Raw genomic sequence first — 18,030 nt, forward strand, 5'->3', positions numbered from 1 at the left:
TCAAAGTGGCTGAAATTAAAGTCCCTGAATTAGCAGAATCGATTACAGAAGGTACAATTGCCCAGTGGGTAAAAAAAGTTGGAGATCATGTTGAAAAAGGCGAATTTATCGTTGAATTAGAAACTGATAAAGTTAATGCTGAAATTATTTCTGAAGAAGCTGGCGTTTTAACTCAAATCCTAGCTGAAGAAGGCGATACAGTTCTTGTAGGTCAAGTAATCGCTGTTGTTGAAGCTGGAGAAGGCGCAGCGCCAGCACCAGCTGAAGAAGCTCCAAAAGCTGAAGCTACACCAGTAGCAGCTGCACCAACACCAGCACCAGCTGCAACTCCAGTAGTAGAAGAAACTTCAAACGAACGCGTTGTTGCTTCTCCAGCAGCACGTAAATTAGCACGTGAAAAAGGCATTGATTTAGCATCAATTTCACCAGTAGATCCACAAGGTCGCGTACGTGTACAAGACGTAGCTGCTCATGGTACAGCACCTGTAGCAGCACCAGCAGCACCAGTTGTATCTACAAATGGTCCGATTGTTTTCACACCAGCAGCTGAATCTGACCGTGTAACAATTGAAAAAATGAGCCGTCGTCGTCAAACGATTGCAAAACGTTTATTAGAAGTTAAACAATCAACTGCAATGTTAACAACATTCAATGAAATTGACATGACAAACATCATGGCTTTACGTAAACGCAAACAAGAAGAGTTCGTAAAAGCAAACGATATCAAACTTGGATTTATGTCATTTTTCACAAAAGCAGTTGTTGCGGCGCTTAAAAAATATCCATACGTTAATGCACAAATCGTTGGAGATGAAATCCATTTAAATAACTTCTTTGATATCGGTATTGCGGTTTCAACTGAAGAAGGTTTAGTTGTACCAGTAGTCCGTGATGCAAATAGCAAAAACTTTGCTGAAATCGAAAAAGATATCGCAGAATTAGCGAAAAAAGCTCGCGACAAAAAATTAGGCCTAAACGACATGGCTGGTGGATCATTTACAATTACAAACGGTGGTGTATTCGGTTCATTAATGTCTACTCCTATTATGAACGGTACTCAAGCTGGTATTTTAGGTATGCACTCTATCGTTAACCGTCCAGTGGCTGTTAACGGGGAAGTGGAAATCCGCCCAATGATGTATGTAGCTCTTTCTTATGACCACCGTATTATCGATGGTAAAGATTCTGTTGGATTCTTAAAAACAGTTAAAGAGTTAATTGAAAATCCTGAAGATTTACTTTTAAATTCTTAATTATAAGGAAGCCTCTAGCGAAATTATTTTGCTAGAGGTTTTTTATATTTCGACCTTTAAAATGGAATATATAACTATATGAATATTTTATTAATCAGAATAATCAATGTTGACACAAAGATGTTAATATAGTAACATATTAATAGTAATTTAATATTAAAACCTCACGTTACGAGTGGGGTAGAGGCGCGATATTTATTAGTTTTTCATGGAGCTTAGAGCAAAGCAATGATATGGAAAATAGGAAATGTCGCCGAAGTGTGTAAGTAGGCTCTCTACTTCATGCTGGGTCTGCAGTGAATAATTGCAGGACTGTCTCAGATGGAGTTTCCCAACCATCTGAGGGGTGCTATCTCAATCGGGAGCGTAAGAGGATTTGGGCTTTTCTATTCAAGCGACCTAAGTTCATCTTAGGTCGCTTTTTGCGTTATAAGCTCGAAAAAAGTAAAAGGAGAGAGAAAGATGTCGAAAAAAATTACATTATTAATGACGACTTTATTAGCAGTCATTTTACTTGCTGCATGTGGCAGTTCTGAGGAAGGTACTTCATCATCCTCTTCAAAGGAAGATAGCGATGTATTAAAAGTAGGTTTAGAAGCTGGTTATGCACCGTTTAACTGGACACAACAGGATGATTCAAACGGAGCAGTTAAAATTGAAGGTTCTGAAGAATATGCTGGTGGCTATGATGTAGAAATTGCAAAACGTGTTGCCGATGCATTAGGGAAAAAATTAGTGATTGTTAAAACAGAATGGGATGGGCTACTTCCAGCATTAGAATCAGGTGTAATTGATGCCATTATCGCAGGTATGAGTCCAACCGATGAACGTAAAAAAGTCATTGATTTTACAGAAAACTATTACACTAGTGAACTCGTTATCGTTACAAAAGCTGGTGGAAAATATGCCAATGCGAAAACATTAGCGGATTTTGCAGGTGCTAAAATCACTTCTCAGTTAAACACAACAAATTATGAAGTAATCGATCAAATTCCAGATGTACAAAAAGAAACAGCGATGGAAAGTTTCTCTCATATGCGAGTTGCATTGGAATCTGGAGTAATTGACGGCTATGTTGCTGAAAGACCAGAGGCAGTATCTTCGACTGCTGCAAATGAAAACTTTGTATATGTAGAGTTGGAAGATGGTTTTGAAACGAAAGAAGAGGATACAGCCGTTGCAATTGGTCTTAAAAAAGGCGATGAAAATTTAGAAGCAATTAATGAAACATTAAAATCCATTTCTGAAGAAGAACGCAAACAGCTAATGGATGAAGCAATTGCAAATCAACCTGCAGCAAAATAATTTTCACATAGTAGCACTGGTCGAATTATCCGGCCAGTGGCTCTATTTTTTCAAACAGAGAAATAGATAAGGCAAGATGATTTTACTATCGAAACTTCAATTATGATATGTTCGATTTTCTAAAATATTTAGGAGGATATTTATGAGTTTAGATATTATACTCTCAATTCTAGAAGAGAATTGGCCAAGTTATTTACGTGGCGCATATATGACGTTAGTCATTGCTATTATTAGTACAATTATTGGTGCTCTTATCGGATTGTTTATCGGTGTTATGCATACGATACCCCTTCGTAAGAAATCGATAAAATCTGTTATTTTAAAAGTATTCAATTTCATATTAACAGTTTATGTGGAAATTTTCCGTGGTACACCAATGATTGTACAAGCAATGGTTGTTTTCTATGGTTTAGCTGCTTACGGATTAGAATTGGATCGCTTTGTTGCTGCCCTTGTCGTTGTCGGATTAAATACAGGTGCTTACATGGCTGAATATGTTCGTGGTGGGATTGCATCAATTGATAAAGGTCAATATGAAGCAGCTGAATCGATTGGAATGAGTCATTTTCAAACGATGCTTCATGTTATTTTACCCCAAGTTTTCAGAAATATTTTACCTGCAACGGGTAACCAATTCATTATGAATATTAAAGACTCTGCGGTATTAAGTGTAATTAGTGTAACGGAACTATTTTTTACGACAAAATCGATTGCCGGTGCAAACTTCCGCTTTGCAGAATCTTACGTTATAACATGTGTCATCTATTTAATCATGACATTAACCGCTACATTTATATTACGTTATATCGAACGAAAAATGGATGGCAAAAATGCCTATAAAGTAGAACAAAAACAAACGATTTAAAATCTTATCGCGTAAGGAGTAAACAAGATGGAAAAAGTAATTGAAATCAAACATCTAAATAAATCATTTGGTAACAATGAAGTTTTACGCGATGTGAACTTTTCAGTTTCGAAAGGTGAAGTGGTCTGTTTAATCGGTTCATCAGGTTCTGGAAAATCCACGCTACTTCGTTGTATTAATTTATTAGAAACGCCAACGGCTGGCGATATTATATATAATGGTACGAATATTTTAAATGATCAACATGACATTAAACGCTACCGTACCCATTTAGGAATGGTATTCCAACAATTTAATCTTTTTGATAATCATAATGTTTTAAGCAATTGTATTATTGGACAACAAAAAGTATTAAAACGAACAAAAGAAGAAGCAAAAAGAAACGCTTTAAATTATTTATCTGTTGTTGGAATGGAGAAATATGTTAATGCGAAACCGCGACAATTATCTGGTGGACAAAAGCAACGGGTAGCAATTGCTCGAGCGCTATCGATGGATCCGGAAGTAATGTTATTCGATGAACCAACATCTGCGCTAGATCCTGAAATGGTAGGAGAAGTTTTAAAGGTAATGCGTAAATTAGCAGATGAAGGTAGAACGATGCTTATCGTAACCCATGAAATGGAGTTTGCTCGAGAAGTATCGGACCGGATTGTTTTTATGGATAAAGGGGTTATTGTGGAAGAAGGTCCTCCTGAACAAGTATTAGTTAACCCATCTCAAGAAAGAACGAAAGAATTTTTAAAACGAACATTAAAATAATCGATGCGGGGCGATCCAAAATGGATTGCCCCTTTATTGTTGTAGTACTGGCATTTCAGTTAATTCATTTTCCTTTGTTAACTGTTCTTTAACTTCATCTCTATTCATTTTTTCATCTATCCGCTTTTTAAATATGGAAACGATAACTGACACAATAAATGCGGAAACGGAAGAATAAATGAAACCAATCCATCCTATTGAATATAAAGTTGTTAAAATGATGAAAAGGTCAGAAATGAATAATGTCTTTCCTGGATCCCATTGAAATTTTCTTTGTAAATAGAGTGATAAAATACTTGTTCCACCAAGGGATGATTTATTAAGGAACAAAAGGAGTACCCCGCAACCGACGATGACACTACCAACAATAACGCCAATCCAAGTAGGAATTGAGATTTCAGGCATTACCATCTCAGTTATATAGGACAATATACTAAGGATGGCAATGGCAAGGACAGTGGATAACGTAAACTGTAAACCTAGTTTTTTAATAGATAGGATAAAAAAAGGGATGTTCACTATCATATAGGTAATGGGAAAGATTAGATCAATCCAATAGGAAATGCTTAGTGCTAAACCAATCGATCCTCCTGTGCCAACATGAGCACTATGTAAAATAAAAACGCCAATGTTCACTATAAAGCAGCCTAAAAAAAGTTGTAAAAATCGCATAGATGTTTCCTCTCTAAATGATGTTTTTTGTCAAACTTTGTAACTTATCGTATAAATCGTATTATAAAAAAATTTAAGCTGCAATCGTTCCATGTAACGCGTTGAAACTTTAAATGGCTAAAGTGATTTATAGCTTCAAAACAAAAAGAGTCCTAGATTAGAACTCTTCATTGGGCTGAACTATTTATTCGATTTAATATACATTTCAAATGCTGGTTATGTAAAACTTTTCTAACTCGAGAAATCGTTTTATAAGTTGCATATGTTAATTCTTCTATTTCTTCGTAAGTATGTCCGTTTAATAACAAACGAGCGACTTCCAACCTTTGTGCAAAGGCTAGAATTTCTTTTTGTGTACATAAATCGTTAAAAAAATCTTCGCATTCTTCCATTGTTCGTAATGCGAGAAATGCCTTCATTAATTGTTCGGTTTTATAATCATACAAATTGTCCATTCATAACCTCCAATGGTAGACGTAAATTCATTATTTCTAAATAAACTTGAAAGTAAATGAATAGATTAAATAATATTAACTTCTAGAATTCCATTCAGAAATAATAATAAAGACAATGGCAAAAATAATAACAATCATAAAAAACCAACTTGGAACACCACTGAAAGACAAATCGATCACCTCTTCAAATAATGTAACATTTTTCATGATTTTCATACAATGGAGAACGAAAAATTCCACAAATGAATCGAAATCGTTTAAAATAGAAAAGAAAATAAAAGTAGGTCAGTTTAAAGTGAGGTAAAATGATGTTAAATTTAAAATGGAAAGATGCACCAACAATTCGCAAAGTAAAATGCGTCAATACAAATGCTGAAAAATACTTAGTATCCAATGTGTTAACAGTAGGGAAAGAGTACGAAGTGAAAAATGAAACTGAGGAATTTATCTTTGTCATCGATAACACTGGTAATGTTGGTGGCTATTATAAAGATTATTTTGAATAATGTACATTACAAAAGCACGATTGTTTTTTTAACGAAACAATCGTGCTTTATTATATAAAGGGGAGAAGAATCTTAGTATTATGAATGAATGTCCGGAAGTTTTGCTTCGATTGTCGCCTTTTGTTCATTGCTAATCGCTTGTACCCGTAATGTTTCTTCGATAGATTCGATTAATTGGTATTGTGTTTGTTTAAAGGAATCAATTTCTTCATGGGTAATTGGTTTCTCTTTGTTTTGGCCAGATGCTTCAATTATTTTAGCATTTTTCCGTAACATTTGTTCTGAAGTATCCATTAATCTGCGACTAGCAGATTCAGCACGCTGCTGTCGACTTAAACTAATCAACATTGCAATTTGTGTTTGCCATAAAGGAATCGTCGTCATGACCGATGCTTGAATTTTTTCCATTAACATTTGGTTCGTTTGTTGGATTAAACGAATTTGAGGTGCTGTTTGTATAGCAATTTCTCTAGAAATTTGTAAATCATATATTTTTTTATCCAACCATTCAATCGAACTTTTTAAATCATTTAAAAGCTGTTGATCCATTGGGTTAGCGGAAGTACTTGCTTTTTTCTCTAATTGAGGTAAATCGTGATTTAGTAAATCCTTTTTTTTCATTTCTCCAGCTGCAATAAACAGATTTATCCGGTGAAAATAATCTTCATTTAAATCAAACAAGTCATTTAACAATTTCATATCTGCCAACAAACCCTTTTGAGCATGTTGCAATTGAATACTTAAACGATCAATTTGTTTACTTAACCGATTATATTGGGTCGCAATTTCTTGTAACGAAGTTTTTGGCTGATTAAATAATTTTCTGAAGAAGCCTTTGTTTTTTTCAATTAAATCATCTGGATTCACTTTCTCTAAATGTTGCATTAATTTAAATAAAATTTCCCGAATAGGTGAGGTATCATTCCGTTGAACAGAAACTAACATATTATGGGTGAAGTTTTTTAGTTTTTGTTGAACTTCCTCACCAAAACGAAGGACATTTTCATATTGTGAAACGTCCAATTGGCTTGCTATTAACAATGCTTCCGATTGCTGGTCCCTATTTAAGGTATTAAAAGTGGGTGTATCAACCGAATAATCATGACGAATCGTCACATCAAAAAAAGAGCTTCCATTCTTTGAAAACTCTTCAAATGGATTAATGGCGCTCTTTTTTTCCGACACTATTTGTCACCTCTAAGTTCTATTTGCCTTTGCTGTTTTGCATTTTCAAACTTTACATAATCTAGTTCGATTTTTAAGTTTTCTAAATCCGATTCAAGGGCAGATTTTAAATCGTTTTCCATTGTTTCATGTAAGCCCTTTAATGTTCGACGTGTATCTTCTAAAGTAAGGTGTATTTCAGAATCTTTTACTTGTTGCTGAGATAACATGGAATAGTTTTCAGTTAACTGTACAGCAGATGGTAAATGGGAGTAGAAGAAATCTTCTACAGAATAAAATTTCCTCGGGTTCATTTGCACGATATTTATGATTCGTTTCGATATTTTTGTCATTTCATTTAACAATTTAAATGAACGTACTGACCGAACTTGAATAAACTGTTGTGTTAAAGAATGAAGATGTGATTTTGCCTTTTTAATTTGCATAGCAATTTGTTTATATTCAGAGCGGGAAATACCGAGCTCTTTGCATTTTTTTCTAATTTGAAAGGATTTGATCCCTTTATTACTTAAATAATAGGCAGCTATTGTAATAATTGGCACGAACAACATGCCCAAATCAAAATTAACTACGGTTATAATAAATACTGTAAAACTAGATAAAAAGTTGAATGCATGTCTAGTTATAAAATTCATAGCACCAAGCATAGTCGTACCTCCTTCATCTTATAAATGTATTACGTAAATGGTTTGTATAAAGTTTCAAAGTAAGTGTATTTTGTTTTGAAATAGATTCATTTTAAAGTTTCCACATTGCTAAAAAAGTAAAAGAATATTTTATACTTTTTATTATAGTATAACCATTTTAAACTTTACAAAAGATAGAACAACGAATACGAATTATCAGTTGTCCATAGCTTAATGGAGAATTGAAGTATGGATATTCTAAATAGTGAAAAGCAAACAATAAAGTCGAGACTTCAACTTTCAGAACAATAAAATTTCTTTTTTATACAAATTTTGTATCTTCTAAACGCTTCCGGTAGACATTTTCCATTGCATTCACTAAAATACATACTAATAGAAGGAAAGGATCGTCGTGCAGTGTATCAACTCATTTATATGAAGGCAGATTATGAACCATGGTGGAAATTTGAAGGTTGGGAATCCAATATTGTATTAACAAAACAATTTCAAACAGAAGCTGAATTGAAAAAGGGATTACAAGAAATGTTACAAGATTTCAGAAGTCGATATGAACATGAAGCAAATAAAGAAGGCGTATATTATGCCTTTTGGACAGATGAAGAGCGGGAATATTGTGATGCTTGTGATGATGATATACAAATTTATCATGGTATAATTGTGGAAAAATCGGTTTAAAATATTGTATAACCGATCAATTGACAGAAATAAAAGAAAAATGCGAAAAAAAGTGCATTTAATGTTTGACAAATTGTAATATGATGGTATACTTTAAGTAACAATAAAATTGCTAGGCCGGGTACAAATGATTCACATATTACAAAGAGTGATCGGTGTAAAGTCGGTACTCTTCGTAATATGTGAATTTTTTATTTCGGTAAAACAATCACATATTGTTAACATTTATTTTTTGGAGGTTTTCTTAAATGAAACAAGGTACAGTAAAATGGTTTAACTCAGAAAAAGGTTTTGGATTCATCGAAGTTGAAGGTGAAAACGACGTATTCGTACACTTCTCAGCTATTCAAGGTGAAGGTTTCAAAACACTTGACGAAGGTCAAAAAGTGGAATTCGAGGTTGTTGATGGTAACCGCGGACCACAAGCTGCTAACGTTGTAAAACTTTAATTATTACTAATTAAATGAGACCGTTAATCTGAGGCATCCCTAAATTTAGGGATGCCTCTTTATTTTGTTTTAAAAGAAGGAAGAGTAGGGCTCAATATTTTCTTTTTAACAATAATTATATTATGTTAACCAAATATTTAACTGGATTTCGTGAGAACTTATCACGCTATTAAAATAACAATAATTTTATTATGTAAACTTATTACATAAAAATAGACCACAAACTAAAGGGAAGTTTGTGGTCTATTAGTAAAAATTAATTAATTCCTTGAGCTTCTTTCCACTCTAAGAACTCATCGTAAGTTAGCTGTTTATCTAAAATTGAACCATCTTCTTGAATTTCAATAACGCGGTTGGCGATGGTTTGAATAAATTGATGGTCATGGGATGTGAAAATCATCGCACCTTTGAAACGAATTAATCCTTCATTTAAAGCTTGAATCGATTCAAGGTCAAGGTGGTTTGTAGGTTCATCTAAAAGAAGTACATTCGCATTGGAAAGCATCATTTTAGATAACATACAACGCACTTTTTCTCCCCCTGAAAGGACAGAAGGGGATTTTTTCACTTCTTCACCAGAGAACAACATACGACCTAAGAAGCCACGTAAAAATGATTCAGTCTCATCGTCAGGTGAATATTGACGTAACCATTCTACAAGTGATTTTTCTGTTCCTTGGAAGTATTGATCGTGATCAAGTTCAAAATAACTTTGAGTAGTTGTGACACCCCATTTGAACGAACCACTATCAGCAGGGCGACGTTCCATTAAAATGTCCATTAATGCCGTTTTTGCAATTGGATTCCCAATTAAAATAATTTTATCTTCTTTATTCATTGTAAAACGTACATCTTTAAATAACGTTTCCCCATCTTGCGTCGCTGTTAAGCCATCAACAGTTAATACGTCATTACCGATTTCACGCCCAATTTGGAAGTTAATGAAAGGATATTTACGGCTAGAAGGTTTAATATCTTCTAGTTCAATTTTCTCTAACATTTTTTTACGTGAAGTTGCTTGGCTAGATTTCGAAGCATTAGCAGAGAATCGAGCAACGAAGGCTTGTAATTCTTTAATTTTTTCTTCTTTTTTCTTATTTTGGTCTTGTGCCATTTTAAGTGCTAATTGACTAGATTCATACCAGAAATCATAGTTACCAACGTAAAGTTGGATTTTCCCAAAGTCAAGATCTGCGATGTGCGTACACACTTTATTTAAGAAGTGACGGTCATGGGAAACGACAATAACTGTATTTTCAAAGTTAATTAAAAACTCTTCTAACCATTTAATTGCTTTTAAATCTAAATGGTTAGTAGGCTCATCTAGTAATAAGACATCTGGCTTACCGAATAAAGCTTGGGCAAGTAATACTTTTACTTTATCCGAACCTTCTAGTTCAGCCATCTTCATGTAATGAAGATCATCACCAATACCTAAACCGTTTAATAATGTGGCAGCTTCTGAATCTGCTTCCCAACCGTTTAAGTCTGCGAATTCTCCTTCTAATTCAGCAGCACGCATACCGTCTTCATCAGAGAAATCTTCTTTCATATAAATCGCATCTTTTTCAACTTTCACTTCCCAAAGACGTTTATTCCCCATGATAACTGTATCAAGGACGTTGAATTCATCGTATTCGAAGTGATTTTGTTTAAGGACGGAAAGACGTTCATCTTTCCCCATTGAAACATGACCTTCTTGGGGTTCAATATCCCCAGATAAGATTTTAAGAAATGTTGATTTACCAGCACCATTTGCACCGATTAAACCATAACAGTTTCCAGGTGTGAATTTAATATTTACGTCTTCAAATAGTTTACGATCGCCATAACGAAGACCTACATTACTAACTTGGATCATGTAAGCTCCTCCTTTTATTGTTATTCAGTTTCAAATTGTTTTTAAAAGTGATGTTCTATTTTCTCTTTTGTACACAATGTTTCTATTATAACACGTAGTATGAATATTTTAAACAATGAACGTGTTTAGAATAAATTATTTACTTTCCATTTTCTAAACGAATAGGGAGTACTATCCGTTATACTGTTCCGCATATGATTTTATGTTGATAGGTTGTCCTAGTCTTAAAAACAAAGTCATATAGATTTGCTTTCTAACTAGATGAGGAAAAGAATTGGAGGAATGGAGAATGTGTAACAAAAAAGTGTATGTGCTGGATACAGGTACGATGAAGATGGATAAAAACTATATGATTGCGATGCATAATCCTGCAAGTATTGACAATCCAAACCCGCCAGCTGAGTTTGTTGAATTTCCAATTTATGCGGTGTTAATAGATCACCCAGAAGGGAAAATTCTTTTTGATACTGGATGCAATCCTGATGGCATGGGGGAAAATGGACGTTGGCCAGAAGGGGTTCAAAAATTATTCCCTACTTTTGCTAGCGAGGAATGTTATTTAATTAACCGTTTAGAGCAATTAAAAGTGAGTCCGAAAGATATTAAATATGTCGTTGCTTCCCACCTTCATTTGGATCATGCGGGTTGTTTAGAACTATTTACAAATGCAGAAATTATCGTACATGATTCAGAATTATCCAACGTGATGAAAATGTTTGCGATGTCACGGGATATGGGTGCCTATATATGGGGAGATGTAATGGCATGGATTCAACATGATTTACGTTGGCGTACGATTAAACCATATGAAAAAGAAGTGACCCTTGTAGAGGGGATTAAAATCATTAATTTTGGACCTGGACATGCTTATGGGTTATTAGGGCTTCATATCGAGCTGCCTGGCGCGGGTAATTTATTGCTTGCTTCTGACGCCCTTTATACGGCTGAAAGTTTTGGCCCTCCTGTTAAACCCCCTGGAATTTTATATGATTCCGTCGGCTACAACGCAACAGTAGAATACATTCGGAAATATGCAAATGAATATAATTCAACGATTTGGTTTGGTCACGATGCAAATCAATTTAAAACATTGATTAAATCGACGGAAGGTTATTATGAATAACTAAATAATAGTCAAAAGGGGAGAGGTCATTTGAAAATTAAATCAGCTATACTAAGATCTTCCGGTGTAGCACAACCTTATACGAAAAGTAAACCAATCCAAATTGAAACGGTTGAACTTGATCCTCCTGAAAAAGGGGAAGTGCTAGTAAAAATAAAAGCGGCAAGTTTGTGCCATTCTGATTTGTCAGTAATCAACGGTAGTAGACCACGTCCATTGCCAATGGCACTCGGTCATGAAGCTTCAGGTATAGTGGAGCAAGTAGGAGAAGGGGTAACGAATTTTTCACCTGGAGATAAAGTGATTTGCATTTTTGTTCCTAGTTGTGGTCATTGTATCCCTTGTTCAGAAGGAAGACCTGCCCTTTGTGAGCCAGGTGCTGCGGCAAATGGAAGAGGCACGTTAATTGGCGGAGGCATTCGTATTCATACTGAAACAGAGGATATTGCTCACCATATTGGAGTATCCGCCTTTTCGGAATATGTCGTTGTATCGGAAAACTCCTTAGTTAAAATAGAAGAGGATTTACCATTTGAAAAATTAGCCTTATTCGGTTGTGCAGTTATTACGGGTGTCGGTGCAGTTGTGAATACAGCGAATATTAAACTTGGCAGTACTGTTGCGATTGTTGGATTAGGTGGAATTGGTTTAAGTGCATTAATTGGAGCAATTGCTTCCGGTGCCAGAGAAATTATTGCGATTGATATTAATGAAAATAAGCTAAAACAAGCATTGAAATTTGGTGCAACCGCTGTATTTAATTCAAAGGATGAAAATATCAGTGAAAAGGTAAAAAACTATTCGAATGGGGGAGTCGATTATGCCTTTGAAACAGCTGGGGTAGTAGCAGCAATGGACGTTGCCTATGCTGTTACAAAACGAGGAGGCACAACAACAACGACGGGATTACCCCATCCGGAGCATAAATTTGCTTTTCCTTATGTATCGTTAACAGCTGAAGAAAAGACTATTAAAGGTTCTTATGTTGGCAGTTGTGTTCCGAAACGGGATATACCACGTTTCATTCAAATGATGAAGCAAGGTCGATTACCCGTGGATCGTTTAGTATCCAATATTATTTCACTAGAAGAAATTAATGAAGGTTTCGATTTGCTTGCTACAGGGGATTCATCTCGAATTATAATAAAAATGGACTAACATTTTACTAATAGGAAAAAAATCGATTAAAACTACTGTTAAACCTATTAGGACAGTAGTTTTTTTATTTTACATATCGTTTTCGTTTTTTGTCAGCGCCATCTATCAATAGTATACTGTTCTTTATGATGTAAAAAGAGGGGTATGACATGTTGCAGCAAGCAGTTCAAGTATTAAAAAATTATTTCGGATATGATTCCTTTCGTATCGGTCAACAACAAGTAATCGAAAATGTTTTAAATAAGCGTGATACATTATGTGTTATGCCAACAGGTGGGGGTAAGTCCCTTTGTTATCAGGTTCCTGCCCTTTGTTTTGAAGGAACGACGATCGTCATATCACCACTTATTTCTTTAATGAAAGACCAGGTCGATTTATTACATAGTAATGGCATACAAGCAGCCTATATAAATAGTTCTTTAACGTTTAGTCAGATGGATCAAGTGATGGAAGACGTAGAAAAGGGACTCGTCAAGCTGCTGTATATTGCTCCAGAACGTTTAGAAAATGAATCTTTTCGTCAAAAATTAGCTAGACTTTCAGTTCCTTTTATAGCGATAGATGAAGCCCACTGTATTTCCCAATGGGGTCATGATTTTCGTCCAAGTTATCGAACGATTGCATCCCTTTTAAACCTATGGGAAGTTAAACCGACAGTCATTGCTTTAACGGCAACGGCTACTCCTACTGTTAGTCAGGACATTTGTTCTTTATTAAACATAAAACAGGATGATACATTCATCACTGGTTTTGAAAGGGATAATTTATCATTTAAAGTACTCGTAGGGGAAAATAGAGAACGCTTCATCAAACAATATGTGAAAAATAATTCAAACGAGGTAGGAATTATTTATGCCGCTACGAGAAAATCCGTTGAAGCAGTATATGATTCGTTATTAAAGTTAGGAATACGGGTCGCAAAATATCATGGTGGTATGGGAGAGAAGGAAAGAACGGTAGAGCAAAATCGGTTTTTACAAGATGAAGTGCAAGTAATGGTTGCGACGAATGCCTTTGGAATGGGGATTAATAAAACGAATGTTCGTTTTGTTATTCATTATCAAATGCCTCGAAACATGGAAAGTTATTATCAAGAAGCGGGGCGAGCGGGGCGCGATGGTTTACCAAGTGAATGTATTTTATTATATAGCTCGTCAGATGAACAAACACAACGGTTTTTAATTGACCAATCCCAAGATCGGTCACGCATTCCATTAGAACTTGAGAAACTTCAAAGTATGGTGGATTACTGTCATACTGAAAATTGTTTACAGTCCTACATTATGCAATATTTCGGAGAGAAGGAATCGAAAGATTGTGGACAATGTAGCCATTGTACCGATGAACGTCCAAAAACAGATGTTACGAAGGATGCACAAAAGGTCCTTTCTTGTGTCGTTCGAATGGGTCAAAAATTTGGGAAAACAATTACTGCTCAAGTTTTAGCAGGTTCCCGCAATAAAAAAATCGAAAACTTTAAAGGATTGTCTACCTTTGGTATTTTAAAAAATATGAATGCCAAGGAAATTTCAAATTTCATAGAGTTTTTAATTTCTGAAAGATTGTTGTTAGTTCAACCGGGTCAATATCCGACTATTTATGTATCCGATGAGGGGAAAGAAGTATTGCTCGGCAAAAGAAAGGTTTGGCGTCGGGTGAAAATTGAACAAACGGTTATTAAAAGAGATGATCCGTTGTTTGAACATTTGCGCGCTGTTCGAAAAGAAATAGCAGAACAAGAAGGGGTTCCTCCATTTGTCGTATTCTCAGATAAAACATTAAAAGATATGTGTGATAAGAAACCAATCGATGAACAAACGTTCTTAGAGGTAAGTGGAGTAGGTCAAAACAAGCTGGAACGTTATGGCACAATATTTATTAATGCAATTAAAGAATTTCACTAAACAAAAAACCGACAAATGTTAAATTTGCCGGTTTTTTTACTATTTCCAATGTTGATTAATAAATTCATCCCGACCTGATTTTTCCCGGTCTTCTTTATAATGATTAGGCTCTTTTTTATAATAATCTTGATGATAATCTTCCGCTTCATAAAACGTGGAAGCTTCTAAAATTTTCGTTACAATTGGTTTTTTAAAGCGACCGCTGTCAGCTAATTGTTGTTTTGAAATTTCTGCCAATTTTTGCTGTTCTTCTGAATGATAGAATATCGCTGTTTTATAAGACTCTCCTCGATCATGGAACTGTCCACCGTCATCTGTTGGATCGATTTGCATCCAATAGATTTCAAGAAGTTTTTCATATGGAAAAACAACAGGGTCAAATTCAATTTGAACAACTTCTAAATGCCCCGTATCACCTTTCTTAACTTGTTCGTATGTAGGGTTTTCTACTGTGCCACCCATATAACCAGAAGTTACTTTATGTATGCCATCCCATTCTACAAATGGTTTCACCATACACCAAAAACAACCACCTGCAAATGTTGCTTTTTCCATAAAATGACGCCTCCAATGCTTAAAATAAATAGTATTGTACCATGATAGATAGAATGAAACAATTTTAACATTATTCAATCAATCTCACAAACGACTAGCTTTGACTAATAAATATGGTTAAATTTAAGATTTCTTTTTTTGGTCATAGTATAATATGGTAAAAACAAATCTTTTTTTGAACATACTGTTTATTTATTGCGTTTTTGAAGGGGAGTGTAAATAAGATGGATGAGCAACAAACACATGAAACAAGACAAACTCGATATAAAAAAAGAAAACTACGAAAGGGACGAGTTTTCTTTACATTCATATTATTACTATTAATCGTTATAGCAGCATACTCTATTTTCCAGTATCGAAGTGGCCTTAAGTTGGCTGGCGAAACGAAACTACCGGAAGAGGAATTTGTACCCGATGAGGCAATGGAAAACATTGAAAATTATTTAATCGTTGGTGTTGACAGTAGAGGGGAAGAAAAGTCCCGTTCCGATACGATGATGGTCCTTTCTTGGAACAAGGATACAAATGATTTAAAATTAGTATCCTTTATGCGGGATATTTATGCAGATATACCAGGTTATAAATCTTATAAATTAAATACGGCCTATTATTTAGGTGGTGTCCAACTATTAAAAGATACATTAAACTCTATGTTTGATGTACCAATTCACCATTATGCGTTAATTGATTTTAAAAGTTTCGAAGCAATGATTGATATTTTAGCTCCCGATGGAATTGAAATGGATGTTGAAAAAGACATGTCTGCTCATATTGGGGTAACTTTAACAAAAGGTATCCAAAAGCTAAATGGTAAAGAACTACTTGGCTATGCGCGGTTCCGACATGATGCGGAAGGGGATTTTGGACGTGTAGAGCGCCAACAAAAAGTGATTGAAGCGTTAAAAGAAGAAATTCTATCACCGAAAAATGTTGGTAACATACCGAAATTAGTAGGAGCTGCGAAAGGCTATGTGACAACTGATTTAACAACGGGAGAGGAGTTAAAAACGGTTCTATCTATTGTTGCAGGTGGAGGGTTAGAAATAGAAAAGATGACAATCCCAGTAGAAGGAACTTATAGCTATAATTCCTATAGCGATGCTGGCGATGTGATAGAAATTGATACGGAAGAAAATAAACAATTGCTACATGATTTTTTAAAGCTGGAATAGGAGTAAATTCTTCCAAAAAATATTATAAATGATAAAATAAAAGTAATTATAAATTTTCATAGGTTGACGGGGTGGTTTTTTGGAAAGAGAAAAAGGTTATGAGGATCGTTTATTACGGAATAAAACATCTTTCTTCCAATCAAGATTTATTCGTTTTTTAGGTGGAAAGAATCTATTATTCCTTCTTATTTCATTACTATTAGTTGGTTGTATCGTATTTATATTTGATAAAGTTTCGTTTATTTTTTACCCCCTTCAAGTATTATTTGAAGTTGTTATCTTACCGGGTGTGCTAGCGATTATTGGGTATTATTTATTAAGACCTTTTGTACGTTTAGCAGAAAAAAGCGGTAAAGGAAAAGTTCCTCGTGGCCTTGTTATATTAATACTGTATGTCATTGTGGCAGCACTCATGACATTACTAGCTCTTATCGTATATCCATTTTTACGAGATCAATTTATGAATTTAATTCAAGAATTTCCAATTTATTTTATGGCGTTAATCGAAAATATTGTGACGTATTTAAATAATTCGAAATTTGATGAACTGTTCACAAGATTCAATTTCGATTACGATGCTGTTTTAATGAATGTGACAAATGATCTTGTTTCTACAATGAAAGATACTTTTGCAAATGTTGCTTCAACACTTGCTTCAGGGATAACAGGATTTGTATCAACATTAACAGGGATTTTATTATCACTAGTTACAGTTCCGTTCATATTATTTTATTTACTTTATGAAGGTGAAAAGCTACCGAAATTTATTTTACGTTTGTTCCCACCTCGAGCTCGAAATGAAGTTGGACAAGTAATGAAAGAAATGGATAAGCAAGTAAGTTCTTATATATTAGGACAAATACTCGTTTCCATTTGTATCGGTGTGATGATGACCATCGGATTTTTAATCATCGGATTAGATTACGCCTTCTTATTAGGTATTTTAGCGATGATTACAAGTGTCGTACCTTATTTAGGTCCTGCTATTGCCATTACACCAGCCCTTGTCATTGCGATTGTTAACTCACCATTTATGTTAGTGAAATTAATTATCGTATGGACGATTGTCCAATTAGTTGAAGGGAAATTTATTACGCCTAATATTATGGGGAAATCCCTTTCCGTTCATCCAATTACAATTATCTTCGTACTATTAACAGCAGGATCCTTATTTGGAGTTGCAGGGGTAATTTTAGGTATACCTGGTTATGCCTTATTTAAAGTGTTAGTAAGCCATTTATTTAGTCTGTTGAAAAGACGATATAACCGTTTTGAACAGGATCCAGAAAACAAATATGAAAGTTAAACAAAAAATGTCTCTTATTGTAAGAGACATTTTTTTCTATAAAGAAAGTCCTTAAAGTGACAAAATGTACTTTAAGGACTTTTTATGTGGATTAAATTGAGGCTCTAAAATATTTGTTGGGGTACAGATAAAATTCAGAAAAAATAAACACGCAATCTCCTAATTTTGTTAGACTTT

General features: G+C 34.6%; 19 protein-coding genes and 1 riboswitch. Of the genes, 12 read left to right on the forward strand and 7 right to left on the reverse strand.

Annotated features, from left to right (window positions below):
• The first annotated feature begins 5 nt into the window (after window positions 1–5).
• The 4 genes from odhB (at window position 6) to ACH0B5_RS02285 (ending at window position 4,185) form a co-directional block, all read left to right on the forward strand.
• Window positions 6–1,253 carry a 2-oxoglutarate dehydrogenase complex dihydrolipoyllysine-residue succinyltransferase gene (gene odhB / locus ACH0B5_RS02270; RefSeq protein WP_122971744.1) on the forward strand — a complete coding sequence of 416 codons (1,248 nt, stop codon included), beginning with the start codon at window positions 6–8 and terminating at the stop codon, window positions 1,251–1,253.
• A gap of 173 nt (window positions 1,254–1,426) precedes the next feature.
• Window positions 1,427–1,613, forward strand: a riboswitch (Lysine riboswitch).
• Between the two features lie 102 nt (window positions 1,614–1,715).
• Complete coding sequence (locus ACH0B5_RS02275) at window positions 1,716–2,558, forward strand: transporter substrate-binding domain-containing protein (RefSeq protein ID WP_122971745.1); 843 nt, start codon at window positions 1,716–1,718, stop codon at window positions 2,556–2,558.
• A gap of 142 nt (window positions 2,559–2,700) precedes the next feature.
• Entirely contained in the window at window positions 2,701–3,423 is a 723-nt protein-coding gene (locus ACH0B5_RS02280; protein ID WP_122971746.1) for an amino acid ABC transporter permease, read from the forward strand.
• A gap of 27 nt (window positions 3,424–3,450) precedes the next feature.
• Window positions 3,451–4,185 carry an amino acid ABC transporter ATP-binding protein gene (locus ACH0B5_RS02285; RefSeq protein WP_122971747.1) on the forward strand — a complete coding sequence of 245 codons (735 nt, stop codon included), beginning with the start codon at window positions 3,451–3,453 and terminating at the stop codon, window positions 4,183–4,185.
• Between the two features lie 33 nt (window positions 4,186–4,218).
• On the opposite strand, the gene ACH0B5_RS02290 is transcribed toward ACH0B5_RS02285, so the two are convergent.
• The 3 genes from ACH0B5_RS02290 to ACH0B5_RS02300 form a co-directional block, all read right to left on the reverse strand.
• A complete protein-coding gene (locus ACH0B5_RS02290) occupies window positions 4,219–4,857 on the reverse strand; it encodes a YitT family protein (RefSeq protein WP_122971748.1) in 639 nt (212 codons plus the stop codon).
• A 167-nt stretch (window positions 4,858–5,024) separates the two neighbouring features.
• A complete protein-coding gene (locus ACH0B5_RS02295) occupies window positions 5,025–5,312 on the reverse strand; it encodes a YerC/YecD family TrpR-related protein (protein WP_122971749.1) in 288 nt (95 codons plus the stop codon).
• 75 nt (window positions 5,313–5,387) lie between these two features.
• Complete coding sequence (locus ACH0B5_RS02300; protein ID WP_277749713.1) at window positions 5,388–5,519, reverse strand: hypothetical protein; 132 nt, start codon at window positions 5,517–5,519, stop codon at window positions 5,388–5,390.
• Between the two features lie 101 nt (window positions 5,520–5,620).
• Between ACH0B5_RS02300 and ACH0B5_RS02305 the strand changes: the two genes are divergently transcribed.
• A complete protein-coding gene (locus ACH0B5_RS02305) occupies window positions 5,621–5,818 on the forward strand; it encodes a DUF6501 family protein (RefSeq protein WP_122971750.1) in 198 nt (65 codons plus the stop codon).
• Window positions 5,819–5,896: 78 nt separating this feature from the next.
• On the opposite strand, the gene ACH0B5_RS02310 is transcribed toward ACH0B5_RS02305, so the two are convergent.
• Together ACH0B5_RS02310 and ACH0B5_RS02315 are read right to left on the reverse strand one after the other, a co-directional pair.
• Entirely contained in the window at window positions 5,897–7,003 is a 1,107-nt protein-coding gene (locus ACH0B5_RS02310; RefSeq protein ID WP_158599685.1) for a toxic anion resistance protein, read from the reverse strand.
• Complete coding sequence (locus ACH0B5_RS02315) at window positions 7,003–7,650, reverse strand: 5-bromo-4-chloroindolyl phosphate hydrolysis family protein (protein ID WP_122971752.1); 648 nt, start codon at window positions 7,648–7,650, stop codon at window positions 7,003–7,005. Before ACH0B5_RS02315 ends, ACH0B5_RS02310 begins: the two co-directional genes overlap by 1 nt.
• Before the next feature lie 348 nt (window positions 7,651–7,998).
• Here ACH0B5_RS02315 and ACH0B5_RS02320 point away from each other — a divergent pair, with 348 nt between their 5' ends.
• Window positions 7,999–8,325 (forward strand): DUF1033 family protein, encoded by a 327-nt coding sequence (locus ACH0B5_RS02320; protein WP_277749714.1) that lies wholly within the window; start codon window positions 7,999–8,001, stop codon window positions 8,323–8,325.
• Window positions 8,326–8,573: 248 nt separating this feature from the next.
• On the forward strand, window positions 8,574–8,774 hold the full coding sequence (locus ACH0B5_RS02325; protein ID WP_036179813.1) for a cold-shock protein: 201 nt from the start codon (window positions 8,574–8,576) through the stop codon (window positions 8,772–8,774).
• 256 nt (window positions 8,775–9,030) lie between these two features.
• On the opposite strand, the gene ACH0B5_RS02330 is transcribed toward ACH0B5_RS02325, so the two are convergent.
• Window positions 9,031–10,635, reverse strand: a complete 1,605-nt coding sequence (locus ACH0B5_RS02330) for an ABC-F family ATP-binding cassette domain-containing protein (protein ID WP_122971754.1) — start codon at window positions 10,633–10,635, stop codon at window positions 9,031–9,033.
• 289 nt (window positions 10,636–10,924) lie between these two features.
• Here ACH0B5_RS02330 and ahlS point away from each other — a divergent pair, with 289 nt between their 5' ends.
• From ahlS to recQ, 3 genes are all read left to right on the forward strand, one after another.
• The gene (gene ahlS, locus ACH0B5_RS02335) at window positions 10,925–11,758 is read left to right on the forward strand and encodes an AhlS family quorum-quenching N-acyl homoserine lactonase (RefSeq protein ID WP_122971755.1); all 834 of its coding nucleotides are present in this window, start codon (window positions 10,925–10,927) and stop codon (window positions 11,756–11,758) included.
• A gap of 30 nt (window positions 11,759–11,788) precedes the next feature.
• Window positions 11,789–12,916 (forward strand): zinc-dependent alcohol dehydrogenase family protein, encoded by a 1,128-nt coding sequence (locus tag ACH0B5_RS02340; protein WP_122971756.1) that lies wholly within the window; start codon window positions 11,789–11,791, stop codon window positions 12,914–12,916.
• A 149-nt stretch (window positions 12,917–13,065) separates the two neighbouring features.
• Complete coding sequence (gene recQ / locus ACH0B5_RS02345) at window positions 13,066–14,820, forward strand: DNA helicase RecQ (RefSeq protein WP_341362035.1); 1,755 nt, start codon at window positions 13,066–13,068, stop codon at window positions 14,818–14,820.
• A 39-nt stretch (window positions 14,821–14,859) separates the two neighbouring features.
• Here recQ and msrA read toward each other — a convergent pair whose 3' ends face one another.
• Window positions 14,860–15,375 carry a peptide-methionine (S)-S-oxide reductase MsrA gene (gene msrA / locus ACH0B5_RS02350; protein WP_122971758.1) on the reverse strand — a complete coding sequence of 172 codons (516 nt, stop codon included), beginning with the start codon at window positions 15,373–15,375 and terminating at the stop codon, window positions 14,860–14,862.
• Between the two features lie 224 nt (window positions 15,376–15,599).
• Between msrA and ACH0B5_RS02355 the strand changes: the two genes are divergently transcribed.
• Together ACH0B5_RS02355 and ACH0B5_RS02360 are read left to right on the forward strand one after the other, a co-directional pair.
• Window positions 15,600–16,547, forward strand: a complete 948-nt coding sequence (locus ACH0B5_RS02355; protein WP_122971759.1) for an LCP family protein — start codon at window positions 15,600–15,602, stop codon at window positions 16,545–16,547.
• A gap of 79 nt (window positions 16,548–16,626) precedes the next feature.
• Entirely contained in the window at window positions 16,627–17,853 is a 1,227-nt protein-coding gene (locus tag ACH0B5_RS02360; protein WP_122971760.1) for an AI-2E family transporter, read from the forward strand.
• The last annotated feature ends 177 nt before the right edge of the window (window positions 17,854–18,030 follow it).

The organism is Ureibacillus sp. 179-F W5.1 NHS, from assembly GCF_045369345.1.
Lineage (GTDB): Bacteria > Bacillota > Bacilli > Bacillales_A > Planococcaceae > Ureibacillus > Ureibacillus halotolerans.